We start from the raw sequence: 19827 nt of genomic DNA, 5'->3' as shown, positions 1-19827 counted from the left end.
CGGGATCAACCGCACACCGACAGTCGCGACGCCGGCCGCAATTAATTTGCGGCGTCCGGCGTTCGCGTTCTGTCCGACACTCATTGCGCGGCTTTGGCGGTCTTCGTGGTGTCGTTGGCCGGCATGCTGGACATACCGGTATCCGTCATGCCCATATCGCTTTTCATGCCGCCGCCCGGCACGGTGCTCCACGGGCTGTTGACCGGCTCGCCGTGATACGTCATGCCGGCGGTCGCCGCGCCATGCGCGCCGCCGCTGCCATTGCCGCCGTTTCCATTGCCGCCCGCTTGCGCGACTGTCGCGGCGCACGCACAGAGTGAAACGACGGCGACACGGGCCAACAGGACTTTCAACGTGCTCTTTTCCATGATGATTCTCCGGCGATTTCGACGCGTGCAGGTGTACGCGTCGAGTTTTCATAGACCGCTAAAGGCTGACTGATTGCACAGCGGCTAAGCGCAAGCAGTTGCTCGAAGCTGGACAGGACGAACGTTGCTACTTCCAGATTCGTGGCATAGGGTTAAGTCGTGGTGCGCCACCGAAAATGACACTTCGTGGCATCCGGCTTTTTCGCGCCCAACGCCTGTCTCGTCACTTCGGCATCAACACCTTGTCGACCACCATGATCACGCCGTTGCTCTGCGTCACGTCGTAGGTCGAAATGTCCGCTGTGTGGCCGCCGGCATCCATCACGACGATGTTGTGCGGGCCGTTCTCGGTGAATGTCAGCGCTTCGCCGTTGACCGTTTTCAACTCGGCCTTGCCGCCGCCGGCTTTGATCGCCGCGTCGAGTTTGCGGAAGTCATAGCGGCCCGGAATCACGTGGTACGTGAGGATGCTGGTGAGCATCGCCTTGTTTTCCGGCTTGACGAGCGTATCGACCGTCCCGGCGGGCAACGCCGCAAAGGCCTCATTCGTCGGTGCGAACACGGTGAACGGGCCTGGGCTCTTCAATGTGTCGACCAGCCCCGCGGCTTTGACTGCGGCAACCAGCGTGGTGTGATCCGCCGAGTTAACCGCGTTGTCGACGATGTCCTTACTCGGATACATCGCCTGACCGCCCACCATGACCGTATCGCTAGCGGCAAAGGCGCCCGATACTGCAGTCGACAGTGCAACGGCGGCAAACATAGTCTTGTAGTTCATTGCCTACTCCCCCTGAGTCGCCATGCTTGATTGCCTGGCACGAACTCATATACGAGGATCCGCCGCGATTGGATTCGACTCGCCGCATGTCACGCTTTGTCACAATCGCTTGCTATACAGGTGAGGCAACCTGCGTAGGAGATCGATTTGTCCATGCGAAAGTCAGCCTTGCACATCGAAAGTCCGGCGAAACATCCGTTCGAAAGCTGTTTCGTCGACCTTGGCGGCCACTCGGCGGAACGGGCGCTGTCGGCGCTCACCGCGGCGGTACATGCGGCGCAGCGAGAGATGAACGCGTTCGTCTGGCTCGAAGAAGCCCTGCCCGGTGCAACCCTGAAGCCCGCGCTGGCGTTCGGAACGGTCGGTGAGCTCTACCGGTCGTACACGCGGCCAGCCGAATTCGGGCGACTGAAACAGGTCTGGCGAGCCTGATCCGGGGCGCGACCCGCGCGGACCAGTCCGCGCGGTGCAACGATGAGGTACCGGTTTTCGCATCGGCGCGCGATAACGTTTGCGCCCGATTTGCACGCGCTCACCCCGGCGCGGTCGGCGCCTCGTATTTCTTCGTAATCTTCGTAATACTCAAGAACTTCGCTCCGCAGGCCGTTATCCCGTCGACAGACGGACTCGAGGCCATCCATGGTAAAGCCGCATCCCAACCGCACACATAGCGGACCGTCGAGACGGCGCGACACCGCCAGCTTTGCAGGACTGGCATTGCATCGCGATCTCATCGGCAAGGCCTTTACGGCCATTGTCGTTGCGTTCATTCTCTGCGCGATCGGCCTGAATACCTTTCTGGCGCGCCGCCAGACGCACGAGCAGGAGAATTCCGTCGGCACGCTCCACGAGTGGGGCCGCCTGAAGCGCGACCTCGATCAGGTCCAGCAGATCATGCTGGACGAGCACGGCGAACTGAACACGCTGATCGGCACGCGCGCGTTTTATAAACGTGCGCCGTACTACTTTCCGATGGCGACGTTGCTCGACCTGACCAACGACGCCCGCTCCGGTTGCCGCGATCGTCAGGACTGCCTGTCACGGCTGGACGAACTCGACGATCTGATGCGTAAGCTCGGCGAACACAGCCAGGCGCTGGCGATACGCGTCAACGAGCGGCCCGGTAGCGTCAGTCTCGGCGATCCGGAACTCAACGAAATCGACGCGTATTTCTATAGCGTGCTCGAACACGTGGTCGACGTGCGGATGGAAGCGGACGCCACGCTCGATTCCGTCGTGAGCAAATCGTCGTCGGACTCGAAGTGGGTGTCCAACGCGCTGCTGGTCAGCGGCTTCACGGCCGCGGCGTTGTTGCTGGTGCTGCTGCGCTGGAACGCCCGCATCGCGCGACGGCTGCGCGCCGCGCTGCGTCTCGCCGACTCCGCGCGCGCCCGCTACCAGCGCTTCTTCGACGAACATCCGTTGCCGATCTGGATCTACGACAATGCGTCGCTTGGACTCGTCGCGGCCAATGGCGCCGCGCAGCGAAGCTTCGGCTATCAGGAAGAAGAACTGCTCGACATGTCGCTCGAAGACGTCCATTCGGCGGATGAGTTCAAGCGCCTCAAGACGTTCTTCGAATCGAGTGCCGGTGCCAGCTTCGGCGAAACTCGCGCGGCCGGCGTATGGCGCTACCGGACCCGCGCCGGCGAGCAGAAGTCGATGGACGTGCATCACCTGAACGTCGCATTCGAAGGCCGCGCGTCCACCATGGCCGTCATGGTGGACGTCACGCTCGAACTGGTGGCGCGGGCCGAACTGTTCGAATCGAAGCAGACGCTCGAATACGTGCTCGACCATATTCCGCAAGGCATCGCGTGGAAGAACGCGAAGCATAGCTACGTCGGCGGCAACGAGATCTACGCGCGCGACGCAGGCTTGCCGTCGCGAGAAGCGTTGATCGGCCTGAGCGATCACGATCTGCTGTGGGGCACCGACCCCAACGTCGCGCAGGACGAAGACGTCCGCGTCATGTCCGGCGAATTGACCCGCCGCCATTTCGAACGCAGCGCCATTGCGGTGAACGGCTCCGAAGTGTGGATTTCCGAAACCAAGCTGCCGCTCAAGGATCAGAACGGCAACATCGTCGGCGTGCTGATCGCCTATGACAACATCACCGCCCGGCGCAATGCCGAACTGGTGCTGCGCCTGCAGGGCCGTGCGATCGACGCCAGCATCAACGGCATCGTGATCGCGGAAGTGCGGGCCGAGCGCAACGTCGTGATGTTCGCCAATGCGGCGTTCGAGCGCATTACCGGCTATTCGTCCGCCGACGTGACCGGCTCGGACTGCAATGCGTTGTTCCAGCTAACCGGCGATCCGCAGAAATGGGCCGAGGTGCGCGCCGCGCTGGATCACCACACCGAGGCTAACGTCACACTCTCGTGTTTCCGCAAGAACGGCGAACGATTCTGGAACAACGTGCTGGTGGCGCCGGTGCGCGACGAGCAGGGACACGTCACGCACCATGTGGGTGTGATGAGCGACGTCACCGCGCTCGTCGAATATCAGGCCCGTCTGGAACACCAGGCGAAATACGACGTGTTGACCGAACTGCCTAATCGCACGCTGCTCGACGAGCGTCTGAGCGAAGCGATCAAACGCGCGTCGGACGCGAACAGTCAGGTCTCGGTCATGTTCCTCGACCTCGATCGCTTCAAGGAGGTCAACGATTCGCTCGGTCACCGGGTGGGCGACATGTTGCTGGCCAGCGTGGCAAGGCGGCTGCAACGGCTGGTGCGTTCCACCGATCTGGTGGCCCGCTACGGCGGCGACGAGTTCATTATCGTGGCCGCGCGTGCCAGCAGCGAACAACTGGTGCCCATGCTCGAACGCCTGATCGCCGCGATGACGGAGGCGTTTTACGTCGGTGAACGGGAGCTGTATGTGGAGGCCAGCATCGGCGTCAGCACCTTTCCGCAAGACGGCGCGGACGCCGACACCCTGATCCGCAATGCCGACGCGGCGATGTACCTCGCGAAGTCACGCGGCCGCAACGGCTACCAGTTCTACCGGCCCGAACTGAATCGCGCGGCGGCCGAACGCCTGCAACTGTCGACCCGGCTGCGCCGCGCCGCGAAAACGAAGTCGCTGCAGGTCGCCTACCAGCCGCAAATCGACATGGTGACGGGCCGCATCTTCGGCGCCGAAGCGCTGCTGCGCTGGCATGACGCGGAGCTGGGCGTGGTCTCGCCCGCGGTGTTCATTCCGATCGCCGAGGAAACCGGCCTGATTCAAGGCATTGGGGAGTGGGTATTGCGAACCGCGTGCGAACAGGCGAGCCAATGGCGGGCGCAGGGCCTGCCGCCGATCCGCGTGTCGGTGAATGTCTCGCCGGTTCAACTGGAGCGCTCCGATCTGGTCGGCGTGGTGCGCGCCGCGTTGCACGACAGCGGCTGCGACGCGGACATGCTCGAACTCGAAGTAACGGAAGGCGCGCTGATGCGCAACGCCGACGACGCCGCGCGCGTGCTGCACGATCTGCGCGAGCTCGGCGTGAAAATCGCGATCGACGACTTCGGCACCGGCTATTCCAGTCTGAGCTATCTGCAACGCTTCAGCGTGGACCGGATCAAGATCGACAAGGTGTTCGTCCAGGAGATCGGCAGGGGAACGGAATATGAAGCGCTGACGCTGGCGGTGATCGCGATTGCCGAAGCGCTGAAGTTCGACGTGATTGCCGAAGGCGTCGAAACGGATGTGCAGCGCGGCTTTCTGGTCGAGCACGGGTGCAGCGAAGGACAGGGCTTTCTGTACAGCGCCGCAGTGCCGGGCAACGCTATCGCGGGCATGCTGCGCTCCGCGGCAACCGAGGCGGATCTTCGAGAGGAAGGGGAATATGCGGACTGACTGGTAACGCTTTGCCCTGGGGACACACCAGATAACCGTATATACTGTTTATACCATTATTACCGTGGAGGCCCCATGAACGCACCGATCACCGCAAAACCGACCAAGAAAGCTTTTCATTTCCCGAAGACTGCGGACACTCAAAACGCGGTTAGCGCCGAGCCGGCAGAAGCCGCGGTTGCGGCAAAGCCCGCAGCGACCAAACCGTTTGCGGCACGAAAGGCCGCGAAGACCAAGCGTGCTTCGGCAAGCGCTGCGCCGGTGGCAGCCGCTGAGAAAGCAGTGAGCACCAAGTCGGCCAAACCGGCTTCGGCAAAGAAGGGGTCTAAAGCAAAACGCGCGGCGGCTCCGGTCAGCGCCGCACCGGTCACGGCAGCTGAAAAGCCAGCCGCAACCAAACCGGCCGCGACGAAGAAAGCCGCCAAAGCCAAGCGCGCCGTTGAACCGAAGGTGGAAAAAGTCGCCGCGCCGGTCGAAGCCAAACCGAGGCGCGCGAAGAAGGACAAGGTCGTGCGCGACAGCTTCACGATGCCCAAATCCGACTATGACAAGATCGCTTCATTGAAGCAGAAATGCCTCGACGCCGGCGTCTCCGTCAAGAAAAGCGAATTGCTGCGCGCCGGTCTGCTGATGCTCGAAGCCGCTGCACCCAAGCGTTTGCTGGCCGCGGTGGCGGCGGTCGAAGCGGTGAAGACCGGTCGACCCGTCAACGAATAAAAACGCGCCACTCTCGCAACTTTCGCGAGCCGCGTAGGGCTTGCGAACAGCGTGACACTTCACTCAGGTCCGCTGCTTCGTCAGCCCTATGAGCTGAAACACCGAATCGCTTCAGACCGCGGCTTCCGCAATAGCCTGGACCTGCGCGGAGCGCATCAAGCCTTCGATCATCCGCGCTTCCGCGCTCGCGATCTCGCTTAGCGACGCCACGGCCAGTTGCCCGTCCAGAATCGCCAGCGCCGTGCAAAGACGCGCATAGTCGCTCTCTTCGAGCGCCCAGCTACCCGTCTCGTGTTCGCGGGCGTCGAGCCGCACCATCGCCGCATGGGCGCTTTCAATTTCGGCGATCACGTCTTCGCCCAGACCGAGCCGCGCCAACTCTTGCGACACCAGCAAATGCCGGCTCAACGTCAGATGCAGATCGCGCGAACCGTGACCGCGCCGGAACGCGTCGAGAGCGGTATAGCACTGCATCAGCATCGCCGCCGTCACCGGCTCGTGGGCCGTACGGCTGAAGGTCAATGCACGCAGCAGCGGCGACATGGCCGGTTGGTGGTGCTTGCGGACTCGCGACTTATTGGGCATAACGGTTCAACCTCCATCACTCACTCTCGGCTTCGCCACCGAACGATCCAGCTCTCCGGTGGCAAACGCCGCCGGTTTCTCCGGCGGCCTGACAGGCCCTTCATGCGACTCTGTGAAGCCATCATGGCAAGCAACTATTAAGACAGACTTAAACACCTGAAAGGCGGGTCGAGGTGCGGCATGCTGCCGCCCTACCCGCTCGCGGCCGGCAATCGGGTGCGCAGTAAATTCAACGCTCGCATATCGGTGCAAACACGCTGAATACAAGTCAGGCCGCGGGTCGTCGACGAAAAAAAACCCTGTTCCCGCGAAGGAACAGGGCCGGACAGGATGGAACAGTCGCACATGCGCGTGGATGCTTGCCGACCTCTAACCATCAAAGCTAAAACGCTGTTGCTACTTGAACTGCTACTACAGAAGCGGTTGCTGCATCACATCAACATTTATTGCCTGAACTGCCACTACGTGAAAATCTGCTGCAAAAATCTTCGTTACCGACCTACCACTCCCTACCACTCAATCGCAGCCGGGTCCTTCGCCTTCAACATCAGCTAGCCGCAACCCCGTGCTACTTCGCGCGCTTATCGCACTCACTGCGCGCCGTTTTCCCTTGCTTCGACTTCCTGCTGCTTTACTGCCCTGCCGCGTTCGACAACCGCGGCACACTGCCATCAACGGTACGGTTCAAAACAACGCGGGGGGAGACCGCGTCGATGGGCTCGGTGATTTGTCGCGCCATGGAAAACAGTTTATGCGAGTCGTTGCGAATGCAATTGAGCGAAGCGAGGGGAATTGGCGGCCTAATTTGGCGAATCGGCGTAACACAATTTCAAACGCCGATTCGAACGCAAATTCGTCAGACGTGAGGGGGAAATATGAACAACGGCTTCCGTTCTTTGGTCGCGATATCGCGCAAGATAACGGCAATGTCGATGCGAGCGACAACAGCGTGATCGTCGCTCGCCAGATGGATACGCGTCTGAAACCGTGGGGCGTGAAGGCGGGCTAAAGAACCGCGATCGCAGTCAACCGCGCGCGACGAAATCGCTGATTGTCAGCAGCACTTTTTCGCCCGGGCGCGCGAGCATCTTTCTTTCCGCGACTGCGGTGATGCGTTGGCGCCCGTCCGCGAACGTCTTCAGAATGCGTGCCTCGCCCGCGCCGCGTTGCAGCCAGAAATGCTGCTCCAACGCTTCACGCGTGACGGCGCATTCGAGGTCGCGACCTCGCGTCGAAAGCTGGAAAATCACCGCGCGTCCGTCTGCCGAGACGCTGGGTTCAAGCTCGATAATTTCCATCGCCCACCTCGCAATGTTCGTTAAGCCGTTCGCCGTCTTGAACGAATGACAGCGCATAAAACTGAATGGAAACGCAGGCCAGGCGTTTCGTTATGTCGACTCGTCCTATCCGCGCGGTTCTGCCACCCCGGTCGCCGCAAGCGCCCCCACACCCACAAGCCAAGGTCGTGGCGAATGAATCCATGTCGGGATGAAGATCGGCGTGCGCGGTTCGACGTTTGGCAGGCGCGGTGTCGAACCCGCGCACGCCAATCCGCGAATCAGGCAAAAGCAAAGCCCATGCCAATAAACACCAAAGCGCTGGTGCCGACCTTGGTCACCCCGGCGGAAACGCCTCAGGTCGCGCGTGCGACCCGCCTCGCGTGCCGCAAACGCCGACCGCGCCGGGGGCCGCGCGTTTTGAATCGCGCCCGTCGGTGTCGGCGACCGTACGGCTATCGCGCCAGTGACGTCGTTAAAGCAGAAAGTTGAAAAGCCGAAACATCGCAGCATGGTAAAAAAGCGCCGCACACGCGACAATTCAGCGCCGTTCTTACCTGCCGCGTGAGCGCCGCCAACGCAATCCCCATGACCGTTCAAGAACCCGCCCTCACTTTGCGTCCCGCGACACACGCCGACGAAGCCTTTCTGTTCGAACTGCGCAAAGCCACGATGACGGAGCATCTGACCCGCGTCGGCGAAGCCGTGGACGACGCCGCCCATCGCGCTCGCCTGCTGCATCGCTACGATGCGGCGCAGGTGATCTGCATCGACGGCGCGCCGGCCGGCTTGCTGAAAGCGTACCGCACCGACACCGAGTGGGTCGTCGTGCAAGTACAAATCGTGCCGGCTCGGCAAGGGCACGGCATCGGAGCGCGCGCGCTGCAAGCGGTTTTGCGGATCGCGCAAACCGATGCGCTGCCCGTCACGCTCAAGGTGCTCAAAGGCAACCCGGCGAAGCGCCTGTATGATCGTCTGGGCTTCAAGATCGACGGCGAAGATGAGACTCAGTTTTACATGCGATACACGCCACGCGCGCCCGCGGAAACTGAAGCAGAATAAATGTCGGATAAAGACTGAACCACACCACGGACCCTGCCATGACACTTCGCGACACCTCAGCCATAGAAAGCTGGCACGCCCATATCTATTTCGACGCGAGCAGCCGCGACGCCGCGTGGGCCTTTCGCGAGATCGTGGAAGCGCACTGGAACGGCAAGCTGGAATTGGGCCGCTTTCACGAACGCCCGGTCGGGCCGCATCCTAAGTGGTCGTACCAGCTTGCGTTCGCGCCCGAACAATTCGCGGAGCTGGTCGGCTGGCTCACGCTGAATCACGGCGCGCTCGATGTTTTTCTACACCCGAATACGGGTGATGCGTTGCGCGATCATCGCGACGCGGCGGTATGGATCGGCCGTTCGCATGAACTGGTGTTGAGCGCGTTGGGGTAACGGCTCACCAGCCCGTCACATAGTCGAATACGAATCGCACCAGCCGCGCGCGGCGACCTGCTTGTCGCCGAACAGCGTGCAGCCGCCATACGCATCGGTGGCTTTGCCCTGAAACAGCGAACAGTTGCCGCAATTCTGTCCCGCCGCGTAGCCGGGATATTTCGCCTTGTCGATCTTCGAGGCGTCTTCTTTATAGCCCACGGCTTGCGCCTTGGGATCGGCCTCGCTGAGCGCGTTCGCGGGGTCGGCCAGCGCGACGCCCGACAGAACGAGCGATGAGCCGACGCCCACGCTGAGCCTCAACAGAAATTCGCGGCGCGATGTTTTCATGGTGTTCCGATAGGAAGTGGGGGACTCACTTCGAGCGCAACGATTTTAGCGCGAGCCGCCGCTTTCCCGCTGGCAAGCCCCGAGCGTCATCCGCCTAACTCAGCGGCGTTTTCAACGCATCGATCAGATCCAGCATTTCGTAGGGCTTGCGCAGCAGCATCGCGTGCGGCAATACCTTGCGCTGTTCCGGCGTCAGCACGAGGTCGTAGCCGGTCAGAAAGATCACGCGCAGATCGGGTCGTTCGCGGCACACGTCGAGCGCCAGATCCACGCCCGATTTGCCCGCCAGCCCCACGTCGGTCAGCATCACGTCGATCGCGTGATCGCGCAGTAGTTGCTTCGCGTCGTGCTCGCCTTCGGCCTCCAGAATGTCGAAATCGAACGTGCGCAGCAATTCCGCCGTGCTCACGCGGATCAGCTCGTCGTCTTCCACCAGCAGAATCCGCAGCCGCGCGTTTGCCGCAAAGGCGTCGGCACTGTCTGCCGCGAGAGGCGGATCGATATCCAGAAGATGCCGCTCCGCTTCGGCAATCTCAGCGGATTGCGGGTTCTGCGTCTGCAGCACGTAGCGGACTTTGCGCGCCAACGCCTCGTGCGTGTAGGGCTTGCTGAGCAACGCGATACCTTCGTCGAGCCGCCCGGAATGCACGATCGCGTTATCCGTGTAGCCCGACGTGAACAACACGGCGATCGCCGGCAGCCGCTCACGCGCCTTACGCGCGAGTTCGGTGCTGCGCAACGCGCCGGGCATCACCACGTCGGTGAACAACATGTCGATCGGCACACCGCTTTCGACGATCGCCAGCGCGCTCTGCGCGTCTTTCGCCTTCAGCACGCGATAGCCGAGATCGGACAGCATCTCGACCACGGTGGTGCGCACTTCCTCGTCGTCCTCGACCGCGAGGATCGTTTCCGTGCCGCCCTTGGCCGGCCCGGCGTCGATATTGGTTTCGAGGTCCTCTTCCTGGCGCACGCGCGGCAGATAAATGCGAATGGTCGTGCCATGCCCTTCTTCGCTGTAGATCTTCACGTGGCCGCCGGACTGCTTGACGAAGCCATACACCATGCTCAAGCCCAGGCCGGTGCCCTGGCCTTCGGGCTTGGTCGTGAAGAACGGTTCGAAGACGCGCTCGCGCACTTCCGGCGACATCCCCGCGCCGGTGTCCGTGACCGCGAGCATCACGTACTGGCCCGGCGTGACCTCGGCGTTACGCTGGGCATACGCGTCGTCGAGCGCGGCGTTGCCCGCTTCGATCGTCAGCTTGCCGTGCCCGCTCATCGCGTCGCGCGCGTTGATCGCCAGATTGAGCAGGGCGTTTTCGACCTGAAACGGATCGACCAGCGTATTCCACAAGCCGCCCGACACGATGGTTTCGATCTCGACGCCGTCGCCGAGCGCGCGCCGCAGCATGTCGTCGAGTCCACGTACGAAGCGGCCGAGATTGACGACCTTCGGCGCGAGCGGCTGACGCCGTCCAAAGGCCAGCAATTGCGACGAAAGATTGGCGCCGCGCGCCACGCCGGCCAGCGCATTGCGTACGCGTTGCTCGGCCTTCTCAGCGCCCGCGACGTCTTTCGCGAGCAGTTGCAGATTGCCGCCGATCACCTGCAGCAGATTGTTGAAATCATGCGCGACACCGCCCGTGAGCTTGCCGATCGCCTCCATTTTCTGAGCCATGCGCAGCGCTTCCTCAGCGTGACGCAGCGCCTCGGTGGTTTCCTTGTCGGCGGTGACGTCGCGGCCCACGCCGTGAATCCGCGCGGTGTCCGGGTCGAGCGCGAGCGTCCAGGCGACCCAGCGCCAGGTGCCGTCGATCCGCTTGAAGCGGTTTTCGTAGCGCACCGGCACGCCGGTGCGGCGCAGTTCGGCCAGATGCGCGGCGACCACGGCGATATCGTCCGGGTGCACCAGATCGACGTAAGAGCGCGACAGCAGCCAGTGCCTGTCGTGACCGAGCACCGTGCTCCACGACGGACTCACGCGCTGCAGCCGACCTTCGATGTCGGCCACCACCAGCAGATCCTCGCTCAACTCCCACAGACGATCGCGGTCCGCCACCGTTTCGATCACGCGGCGTTCCAGCGTCTCGTTCAGATCGCTCAGCGCATTCTGCGCTTTAGTGCGCTCGGCGATCTCGGATTGCGCGGCCTGATAGAGACGCGCGTTGTCGATTGCAATTGCCGCCTGCGCGGCGATCCCGGCGACGATCCGCTCGGCGCGTTCGGTGAACACGCCGGGCTCCGGGTGACCGAAGAACAGCCCGCCGACCACTTCGCCGCCGCGCGACTGCACCGGCACGGCCAGATAACTGCGTACCTTCAGATGGCCTTCCGGCATACCTTTATGCGGCGCGTTGTGGCCGTAGCGCGGGTCCTGCGTAATGTCGTCGACCCGTACAATCCCTTCGCCGCCGAACGTGGACGCGAACACCGCCGTGTTGCGCGGCATCGGAAAGCGGTCGAACGTTTCTTTCGGCACGCCGGACAGCGTGTAAAGCATGTAGCTGCCGCCGTGGTCGTCGAGCACGTTATAGAAGAACGAGCCGAACGCGGCGCCGGTCAGCTCGGTGGCCGCGTCGGTCACGATCTGCACCGCACGCTTCAGATCGAGTTCGGCCGCGACCGTCGAGCCCACGCGATTGAGAATTTCCAGCGTGCGCGATTCTTCGCGCAGCTTCATCTCGGTCTCGCGACGCAAACGGGCCAGTTGCAAATTACCGGCCACGCGAGCCAGCAATTCGCGGGCGGAGAACGGCTTGGTCAGATAGTCGTCGGCGCCGTGTTCGATACCGTCGACGCGCGCCTCTTCCCCCGCTCGAGCGGACAGCATCAGCACGGGCGTGTCGCGCAACACGGGATCGGCACGCAATTCACGCAGCAGGCCGAAACCGTCGAGGCGCGGCATCATCACGTCGGACAGCACCAGATCCGGCGGCGCCGCGCGTGCGGCGTCGAGCGCGGCCTGGCCGTCGGCGGCGAGCTGCACGTCGTGGCCTGCCGCGCGCAGAATCCGGCTCATGTATTCGCGCAAATCGGCGTTGTCGTCGACCACCAGCAGACGCGCGGCAGTCGCCGGCGCCGCGCCGGACCCTGTCGTCTCACCGAGCGGGCTGGCGGCAACCGGTGCGTCCGCGAGGATTTCGTTCTCCGGACTCCAGCGCAAAGCCGCGTCGACGTAGGTGCGCGCATGTTGGCTCATGGCGGCATGCACTGTGTCGTCTTCGGCCTGAGCCGGCACGGCGCCGCGCGGCAGCGTGACCGTGAAGCACGCGCCTTCGCCGAGTACGCTGTCCACTTGCACCGTGCCGCCATGCAGTTTGACCAGTTCCTGCACCATCGCGAGCCCAATCCCGCTGCCTTCGACCGAACGGCCCGGCGCGCCCGCCACGCGATGAAAGCGTTCGAACAGGCGCGGCACCTCTTCTTCGGCAATGCCAATGCCGGTATCCGTCACGCTGACCGCGACGCCCTCGCCTTCGAGCGCGCGCACCCTCACCCGGATCGTGCCGAAGAACGTGAACTTGTACGCGTTCGACAGCAGGTTCATCACGACCTTTTCCCACATCTCGCGGTCGATCTGCACGACCACGGGCGCCGTGGGAACCTCCACTTCGAGTTGCAAACCGGCCGTTTCGATGGCGGACTGGAACAGCGACGCGAGTTCGGCCGTGAAGGCGGCGATGTCGGTAGGCTGCGGGCGACTCTGAATGCGCCCCGCCTCGATCCGCGAAAAATCCAGTAGCGCGTTGACCAGCTTCAGCAAACGCAAGCCGTTGCGATGCGTGATCTCGATCAGCGCACGGTCGTCGATCTCGTTGCTGCTGCCGGGCGCTGCGTTTGCCGCGCCGGCCTCCCGCGGCAGTCTGGCGAGCAACTCTTCCAGCGGACCGAGCATCAAGGTCAGCGGCGTACGGAACTCGTGGCTGATGTTGGAGAAGAACGTGGTCTTCGCGCGATCGATTTCGGCCAGCGCCTCCGCGCGCCGCCGCTCTTCTGCATAGGCCTGCGCGTAACCGATCGCTGCACTGATCTGGCCGGCGGTCAGGTTCAGAAAGCCGCGGTAAGCCTCGTCGAACAGGCGGCAAGGATTCAGACCGGCGATCAGCACCACGGCTTGCGCCGTCTCGCTGCCCGGCGACACCGGCAAAATCACGGCCTGCTCGGGCGCGATATGCCACGGACCGCGCGGCGCCTCCGTGCCGAAACGCTGCGTCAAGCCGCGCACCATTTGCGGCACCTGGATCTTCAATACGTCGGCGACCGGCCACGCCGGCTGCCCCGTCAGACTCATGGATACAGGCGCCAGCGGATGACCCGGCTCGACGCCGCTCGACGCGACGAGCGTGACCGTGTCGTTACCGGGCTCGGCGGCGTACAGCAACGCGAAGGGGATATCTTGCGGATTCGACTTCAACGCACGCGCGCTCAGTTCGCAAGCCTCGCGCCAATCGCGGCCGTCCGGACTCGAGGCCGCCAGTTCCTTCAGCAGCGCCAACTGGCGTTCACCGACCACGCGCAGCGTATCGTCGCTATTGGCGCAGAGGATCCCGCCGGGCTCGCCGTCGTCGCCGGGAATTGGGCTGTACGAGAAGGTGTAATAGGTTTCCTCGGGAAAGCCGTTGCGCTCCATGATGAGGAACTGCTGTTCGACGAAGATACCTTCGGTGCCGGTCATCGCGGTGTTCAGCAGTGGCTCGATATCGTTCCAGATTTCGCGCCACACCACACGGGCCGGCTGACCGAGCGCCACCGGATGCTTGCCGCCGATGATCGACTTGTACGGGTCGTTGTAAAACTTGATGAGCTCGTCGCCCCAACCGATCCAGATGGGTTGCCGCGAAGTCAGCATGATGCGGATCGCGAGCTTCAGTCCTTGCGGCCAGCCCTCGGGCGCGCCGAGCGCTGTCTGGGTCCAGTCGTAGGCGCGAATGAGCGCGCCCAGTTCGCCGCCGCCGGACAAAAACGGCGGTACGGCGTGGGGCGTAGACGGCATATCCGACGTGAAACTGTCCGGCTCTTTCAACGCGATCTCCTCGACGCTGCGGTGTCACGACCGTGCGGCGCCCCGTTGCGGAACGGGTGCCCGAGACGATGAACGGCGGGTACCATACGGCGCAATTGTTCTAGCGCGATTCTCGCACGTCGCGAGCGGCAGGAGAAAGTCGGAAAGGCGTGTAAACGCCTGAAGCGGCGGGGTTTTCGCGCTCCGGCGCGGGCCGCGGGACAACGCTCTTCGCCGGGCGGGAGGAGATTGACGGTTGGCGGCAGGCTGTCGGTAAAACCTACTTCGACGACACGTAAGGACGAGGCGATCTTCCCGACCGAATCCCCGTCCGCGACATCGTTACATCAGCCCGACACAGACCGCCGCGACGATCGATCCGAGCACCAGCACAGCGCCTATCGTCTTGCGTTTGTTCAGTTCGGTCCAGAGCAGCACGCCGGTGAGCGACAGCAGAATGATGCTGCCCGCCAACGTGTCGATCAGCAGCACCCAGCCCACGCTCAAGCCGACGCCCTTGTGGAGATTCGTCAGCATCGCGAGAAACGTGTTGTCGCTGCGCTTGACCGTCACATAGCCGCTGCCGACCCAGTATTCGGCCGACGTATTTTCGTGCGGCGACGCAAAATTCAGTTGCCAATGCTCAGGCTGCACGACGCTGCGATCGCCCCATGCGACCGGATGCGACGGCTCCTTCTGCACGCGTCCCGGCGTGCCGGTCAGCTTCAATTCGTGCTTCAGCCATTTGCCCAATTCGCGCGGCGTTTCCGGTACGGGTTGCGGCAACGGCACTTGTATCGTCGACACTTGCGGCTCGCCGGTCGAGACTTTCAACGGGCCGCCGCGATGATTCAGCAGAAAGCCCGTGGTGCCGAACAACAGACCCAGCGCCGCGCCCCACAAGCCGATCCAGCCATGCACCTTGCGCAGCCATTTGACGAAGGTAGCGCGTCGCGAGCGCTGCTGCCGCGCCTTCAGTTCGCTGCCACCGAGCCGTTGCGGCTCGCGCGCGGCAGTATCGAGGCCCGTGGCCGGTTGAAGGTCGATTGCCTCGGGTACGCTCACGTTTCGCTCCAGGTACGCAACAGATTGTGATAACAGCCGACGAGGCTTCGGCGTGCGGCATCGTCGGCGTGAGTGGCATTGAGACGTTGAATCGCGGTGTCCATGTCGAACAGCAGCGCCCGCTGCGTGTCGCTGCGCACGAGACTCTGCACCCAGAAGAAACTGGCAAGCCGCGCCCCACGCGTGACCGGCGTCACCTGGTGCAGACTGGTGGCCGGATAGACGATCATGTCGCCGGCCGGCAGCTTCACCTGCTGCACGCCGTACGTGTCTTCGATCACCAGTTCGCCGCCGTCGTATTCATCCGGCTCGGAAATGAACAGCGTCACCGAGACGTCGGTGCGCAGCTTCACGCCGTTGGGCAATACCCGCACCGCACCGTCCACATGACTGCCGAACGTCATGCCGCTCTCGTAACGATTGAAGAGCGGCGGGTACGCCTGGTTCGGCAGCACCGCGCTGATAAACAGCGGATGCCGTTCGACCGCCGCGAGAATCACGTCGCCGAGTTCGCGCGCAAGCGGCGTGTGCTCGGCGATCTGCTGGTTACGCTTGACCGGCGCGCCCTGATAGCCCGCGGTTGCGCGACCGTCGACCCAGGCGTCGCCGGCCTGATCGAGCCGCTCGCGCACGAAGCGCAACTGCTCGGCGTTCAGTACATTCGGAATCTGCAGCAACATAAGTGTTTCCTTGGCGTGGGCTTGCCGTTTTCGAGCGAAAACGGCAAGCCTAACGCAGCCATTCGGCTTACATCAGAAGCGGTAGTCGAACGTGGCGAGCAGCGTGCGGCCGATACCCGGCACGGAACGGCCCCCGTCCGATTGAATCAGACCGTCGTAGTACTGCTTGTTGGTCAGGTTCAACAGGTTCAGGCGCACGTCGTATTTCTTCGCATGGTAAGCGGCGGTGGCGTCCCAACGCGTGTAGCCCGGCACCTGAACATAATTCGTGTTCGACGCGTAGCGCGGCGACATGTACGTCGGGCCACCGCCAATTTCCCAATGCGGCGTGATCGCGTAGGTGGTCCAGAGCGTCAGCGTGTTGCGCGGCGTATTGGCCGGCGTGTGCCCCTGCGTACCGTCGAGCGCCTTCAGAACGACGGCGTCCATGTACGTATAGCCGCCGAAAATCTGCCACTTGTCGGTGATGTGACCGGTGACGCCGGCCTGGAAGCCGTCCACGCGGATATCGCCGTCGAGTTCGTATTCGGTCGGCGACACCTGGGTGCGGGCGTTGGTCATTTCCTCGCGGAAGAACGCCGAATTCACCGACAGATTGCCGCCGAGCAGATCCCACTTGCCGCCCACTTCATACGACCTGGTCGACTCCGGCGCCAGATTCTGCGTGAGGTTGGTGACAGTCAACGCTTCGAGCGACGGATCGAACGACGTGCCGTACGACACGTAGTAGGACTGCCAGTCGGTCGGCTGATAAATCACGCCGGCGCGAACGCTGGTGAAGAAGTTGGTTTGGCTCGCGTAAGCCGGCAGACTGATCGAGTTGTGGATCTGTGCCTGGAAGCGATCCCAACGCAAACCGCCAATCACCTTCCAGTGTTGACCGAGCGAAACGGTGTCGTTCACGTAGCCGGCAATTTCATTCGAACCGGAGTTCGCGTAGTTGCCGACCGTCGTGGTGACACCCGCCGGCGAGGACAGATACGCCGGGTTCAGCATCGTTACGACCGGCAGATTGTTGCGCGTGTACGCCTGGTTCGAGTAGCTGTCGTGGCCGAGTTCAACGCCCGCGATCAGGTCGTGTTTGATCGGGCCGGTGTCGAATTTGTATTCGACCGTGGTGTCGTTGTACAGCGAGTGGTTCTCGATCACGCGGTCGTGGCTCTGCAACTTGATGAACAGTTGCGACGGCGACAACGTCGTGAAATTGCCGTTGACCAGCGCGGTGCTGCTCGACAGCGGGCCCGTCAGCACCGATTGCGGCGCGGTTTCGCGCGCGTCGGTCATGGAGTGCGAAAACTGCGTCTGGTTGGTGAGCGTGAGCGCGTCGGAGAACTTGTGCTTGATCGCGGCGGTGAACGTCTGCACGTCCTGGATCGTCCGGTCGGTGGTCAGGCCGTAGAACGTGTTCTTCGGCACCGGCGACGGCCGGCCGTTCAACGCCTGCACGCCGTAGTCGGGCATGTCGTCGTTGTGCTGGATCAGGGCGGACAGCGTCACTTCGGTCGGTGTGCCGATGCCGAAACGCACTTCCGGCGCGATGCCGTAATCCTTGTTCTTCATCACGTCGCGCGTCGAGCCGAGGCTCTGGCCGAATGCGTTCAGGCGAATCGCCGCGGTGTCGGTCAGCTTGTGGTTCACGTCGACGGTGCTGCGATAGCGGTCGTCGGTGCCGATCATTTCCGTGACTTCCGCCGAATCCTTCAGGTTCGCTTTCTTGCTGACCTGATTGATCACGCCGCCCGTAGAGCCGCGGCCGAACAGCATCGACGACGGACCGTACAGCACTTCGAGTTCTTCGAGGTCGAAGGTGTCGCGATAGTACTGGTTGCGATCGCGGAAGCCGTCCAGATAGATGTCGTTCTGCGCCGTGAAGCCGCGCAGGTTGATGTTGTTGCCGATCTGGCCGCCCTCGGCGCCGCCGATCGTCACGCCCGGCGCATTGCGCAGCGCGTCCTGGAACGACGTGGCGCCTTGCGAAGCGAGCACGTCTTTATTGATGACGGTGACCGTCTGCGGAATGTCGCGCAACGCGGTAGGCGTCTTCGCGCCGACATTCGATTTTTCCGCCTGGAAGTCCTGCTGTTCAGCCTGCGCCGCGACGCCGATGGTCGGCAGCGTGCCGCTGTCGGTGGCGGCCGTGGCGGCGCTCGCGTTCGCGGCTTTGTCGGTCGCCGGCTGCGTCGTGGCTTGCGCGGCGGTCTGCGCGACGGCCGGCGTCGCAAAAGGAATGGCAAAGGCTAGCGCTAACGCGGTCGCAAGCGGCGTGTGGTTGAACATGGAAATCCCGTCGGAGTTGCACTTGCCGGATTCGCATGTCTGCGCACGCGATCAATGACAAAGCTGCATTTGGCTGGCTGCCGGTCTCCTGAATGAAGCAGAGACGACGGGATGGCTGGCTGATGGTTAAATGAGAATCGCTATCATTCCATACGCATAAATTTGCATCAACGTCGGCGTCTCTTACTTCCTGTAATCGGTTTATTTCAGCACGTTACCAACGTAGGGATAACGTAATTTTCAACGTTATGGAGAATTCTCTTTATTACTTGTTTGTAAACTTTAGACAAGGCAGGAGTAAAGCTGATCAATATGATTGAAAGACAGTTGGCATAAGAAAGCTTTCAAATATACAACGATTCGTCAGCCCGATCGCCGACACGAAATCCCGACACGGTTTATCCTTTTTGCAACACCGCCTGTTCTCACCGTTCCGTTCACTTCGGAGTTGACCATGCAATACCGCCAGTTCGGCCGCACGGGCCTGAATGTTTCGCGACTGTGTCTCGGCACGATGACCTTCGGCCTGCAGACAGAAGAAGAGGCCTCGCAGCGCATTCTCGACACGGCCGCCGAGGCCGGCGTGAACTTCATCGATACGGCCAACGTCTATCCGCTCGGCGGCGGCGAGGATCTTGCCGGACGCACGGAAGAAATCGTCGGACGCTGGCTGAAGGGCAAGCGCGACCGCTTCATTCTCGCGACGAAAGCCGTCGGCAAGATGGGCCCATCGGCGTGGGACCAGGGCGCGTCGCGCAAACATCTGCTGGATGCGATCGACGCCTCGCTGCGCCGCCTCGGCACCGACTATGTGGACCTCTATCAGTTGCACTCCGACGACGCGAACACGCCGCTCGACGAAACGCTCGAAGCGCTGGACGTAATCGTGCGGTCCGGCAAGGCGCGCTATGTCGGCGTGTCGAATTTTCTCGCCTACCGGCTGGCGCGCGCGTTGGGCCGCGCCGACGTCTTGCGCGTGGCGCGCTTCGTTTCGGTGCAGCCGCGCTACAACCTGCTGTTTCGCCAGATCGAGCGGGAGTTGCTGCCGCTGGCTGCCGAAGAGCAGTTGGCCGTGATGCCGTATAACCCGCTCGCGGGCGGCCTGCTGACCGGCAAGCACAAGCTGGATGCCACGCCGACCACGGGGCGCTTCACGGAGACCGTCGGCAAGGCTGGCGCGATGTACCAGCAGCGCTATTGGCATCAGCGCGAGTTCGAAACGATCGAGCGCTTGCGGACGATCGTGGCGCCGACCGGCGAGTCGTTGACGCGCGTTTCACTGGCGTGGGTGTTGGCGAATCCGCAGATCACGTCGGCGATTATCGGCGCGAGCCGTGCGGAGCAATTGAGCGACACGCTCGCGGCTTCGGAGTTAGTGCTCGACGCGCAGATCAAAACGCAACTCGACGAAGCGAGCGTGGAATATCGCTGGGGCGCCGCGGCCCGAC

At 62.7% G+C, this 19827-nt stretch carries 16 protein-coding genes and 1 pseudogene; 7 read left to right on the top strand and 10 right to left on the bottom strand.

The window, feature by feature from the left end; translation table 11 throughout:
• Positions 1 to 80 precede the first annotated feature (80 nt).
• Together BX591_RS18270 and BX591_RS18265 are read right to left on the bottom strand one after the other, a co-directional pair.
• On the bottom strand, positions 81 to 368 hold the full coding sequence (locus tag BX591_RS18270; protein WP_244147048.1) for a hypothetical protein: 288 nt from the start codon (positions 366 to 368) through the stop codon (positions 81 to 83).
• 223 nt (positions 369 to 591) lie between these two features.
• Positions 592 to 1146 (bottom strand): fasciclin domain-containing protein, encoded by a 555-nt coding sequence (locus BX591_RS18265; protein ID WP_111932777.1) that lies wholly within the window; start codon positions 1144 to 1146, stop codon positions 592 to 594.
• A gap of 153 nt (positions 1147 to 1299) precedes the next feature.
• On the opposite strand from BX591_RS18265, the gene BX591_RS18260 reads away from it, so the two are divergent.
• Both BX591_RS18260 and BX591_RS18255 read left to right on the top strand, forming a co-directional pair.
• The gene (locus BX591_RS18260) at positions 1300 to 1578 is read left to right on the top strand and encodes a hypothetical protein (protein WP_105505479.1); all 279 of its coding nucleotides are present in this window, start codon (positions 1300 to 1302) and stop codon (positions 1576 to 1578) included.
• Positions 1579 to 1863: 285 nt separating this feature from the next.
• Positions 1864 to 4995, top strand: coding sequence for a sensor domain-containing protein (locus tag BX591_RS18255; RefSeq protein ID WP_167444579.1), 3132 nt, complete (start codon positions 1864 to 1866; stop codon positions 4993 to 4995).
• A 140-nt stretch (positions 4996 to 5135) separates the two neighbouring features.
• Here BX591_RS18255 and BX591_RS37370 read toward each other — a convergent pair whose 3' ends face one another.
• Positions 5136 to 5522, bottom strand: coding sequence for a hypothetical protein (locus tag BX591_RS37370; protein WP_420849392.1), 387 nt, complete (start codon positions 5520 to 5522; stop codon positions 5136 to 5138).
• On the opposite strand from BX591_RS37370, the gene BX591_RS37365 reads away from it, so the two are divergent.
• Entirely contained in the window at positions 5506 to 5712 is a 207-nt protein-coding gene (locus BX591_RS37365; RefSeq protein WP_336298144.1) for a hypothetical protein, read from the top strand. The two genes, BX591_RS37370 and BX591_RS37365, sit on opposite strands and share 17 nt — an antisense overlap.
• 111 nt (positions 5713 to 5823) lie before the next feature.
• Here the strand turns inward: BX591_RS37365 and BX591_RS18245 are convergent, their stop codons facing one another.
• On the bottom strand, positions 5824 to 6297 hold the full coding sequence (locus tag BX591_RS18245; RefSeq protein WP_111932774.1) for a hypothetical protein: 474 nt from the start codon (positions 6295 to 6297) through the stop codon (positions 5824 to 5826).
• 862 nt (positions 6298 to 7159) lie between these two features.
• Between BX591_RS18245 and BX591_RS36530 the strand changes: the two genes are divergently transcribed.
• Positions 7160 to 7306, top strand: coding sequence for a hypothetical protein (locus BX591_RS36530; RefSeq protein WP_167444578.1), 147 nt, complete (start codon positions 7160 to 7162; stop codon positions 7304 to 7306).
• A gap of 16 nt (positions 7307 to 7322) precedes the next feature.
• On the opposite strand, the gene BX591_RS18235 is transcribed toward BX591_RS36530, so the two are convergent.
• The gene (locus BX591_RS18235) at positions 7323 to 7595 is read right to left on the bottom strand and encodes a DUF1488 family protein (protein WP_105505475.1); all 273 of its coding nucleotides are present in this window, start codon (positions 7593 to 7595) and stop codon (positions 7323 to 7325) included.
• 567 nt (positions 7596 to 8162) lie between these two features.
• Between BX591_RS18235 and BX591_RS18230 the strand changes: the two genes are divergently transcribed.
• Positions 8163 to 8636: a GNAT family N-acetyltransferase gene (locus BX591_RS18230; protein ID WP_111932772.1), complete on the top strand. Its 474-nt coding sequence runs from the start codon at positions 8163 to 8165 to the stop codon at positions 8634 to 8636.
• A gap of 38 nt (positions 8637 to 8674) precedes the next feature.
• Entirely contained in the window at positions 8675 to 9025 is a 351-nt protein-coding gene (locus BX591_RS18225; RefSeq protein WP_111932771.1) for a DOPA 4,5-dioxygenase family protein, read from the top strand.
• Between the two features lie 15 nt (positions 9026 to 9040).
• Here BX591_RS18225 and BX591_RS18220 read toward each other — a convergent pair whose 3' ends face one another.
• From BX591_RS18220 to BX591_RS18200, 5 genes are all read right to left on the bottom strand, one after another.
• Positions 9041 to 9355, bottom strand: a complete 315-nt coding sequence (locus BX591_RS18220) for a high-potential iron-sulfur protein (RefSeq protein ID WP_111932770.1) — start codon at positions 9353 to 9355, stop codon at positions 9041 to 9043.
• A 94-nt stretch (positions 9356 to 9449) separates the two neighbouring features.
• Entirely contained in the window at positions 9450 to 14348 is a 4899-nt protein-coding gene (locus BX591_RS18215; RefSeq protein ID WP_111932799.1) for a response regulator, read from the bottom strand.
• 351 nt (positions 14349 to 14699) lie between these two features.
• Positions 14700 to 15422 (bottom strand): PepSY-associated TM helix domain-containing protein, encoded by a 723-nt coding sequence (locus BX591_RS18210; protein ID WP_111932769.1) that lies wholly within the window; start codon positions 15420 to 15422, stop codon positions 14700 to 14702.
• A complete protein-coding gene (locus BX591_RS18205; protein WP_035560337.1) occupies positions 15419 to 16102 on the bottom strand; it encodes a Fe2+-dependent dioxygenase in 684 nt (227 codons plus the stop codon). The genes BX591_RS18210 and BX591_RS18205 overlap by 4 nt, the downstream gene beginning before the upstream one ends.
• 72 nt (positions 16103 to 16174) lie before the next feature.
• The gene (locus BX591_RS18200; RefSeq protein ID WP_111932768.1) at positions 16175 to 18379 is read right to left on the bottom strand and encodes a TonB-dependent receptor; all 2205 of its coding nucleotides are present in this window, start codon (positions 18377 to 18379) and stop codon (positions 16175 to 16177) included.
• Between the two features lie 454 nt (positions 18380 to 18833).
• On the opposite strand from BX591_RS18200, the pseudogene BX591_RS18195 reads away from it, so the two are divergent.
• Positions 18834 to 19826 (top strand): annotated as a pseudogene (locus BX591_RS18195) (aldo/keto reductase); the annotation flags it as partial.
• Position 19827 lies beyond the last annotated feature (1 nt).

The sequence above is a fragment of the Paraburkholderia bryophila genome (assembly GCF_003269035.1).
Taxonomy (GTDB): Bacteria; Pseudomonadota; Gammaproteobacteria; order Burkholderiales; family Burkholderiaceae; genus Paraburkholderia; species Paraburkholderia bryophila.
This window is presented reverse-complemented; position numbering and strand designations above follow the sequence as displayed.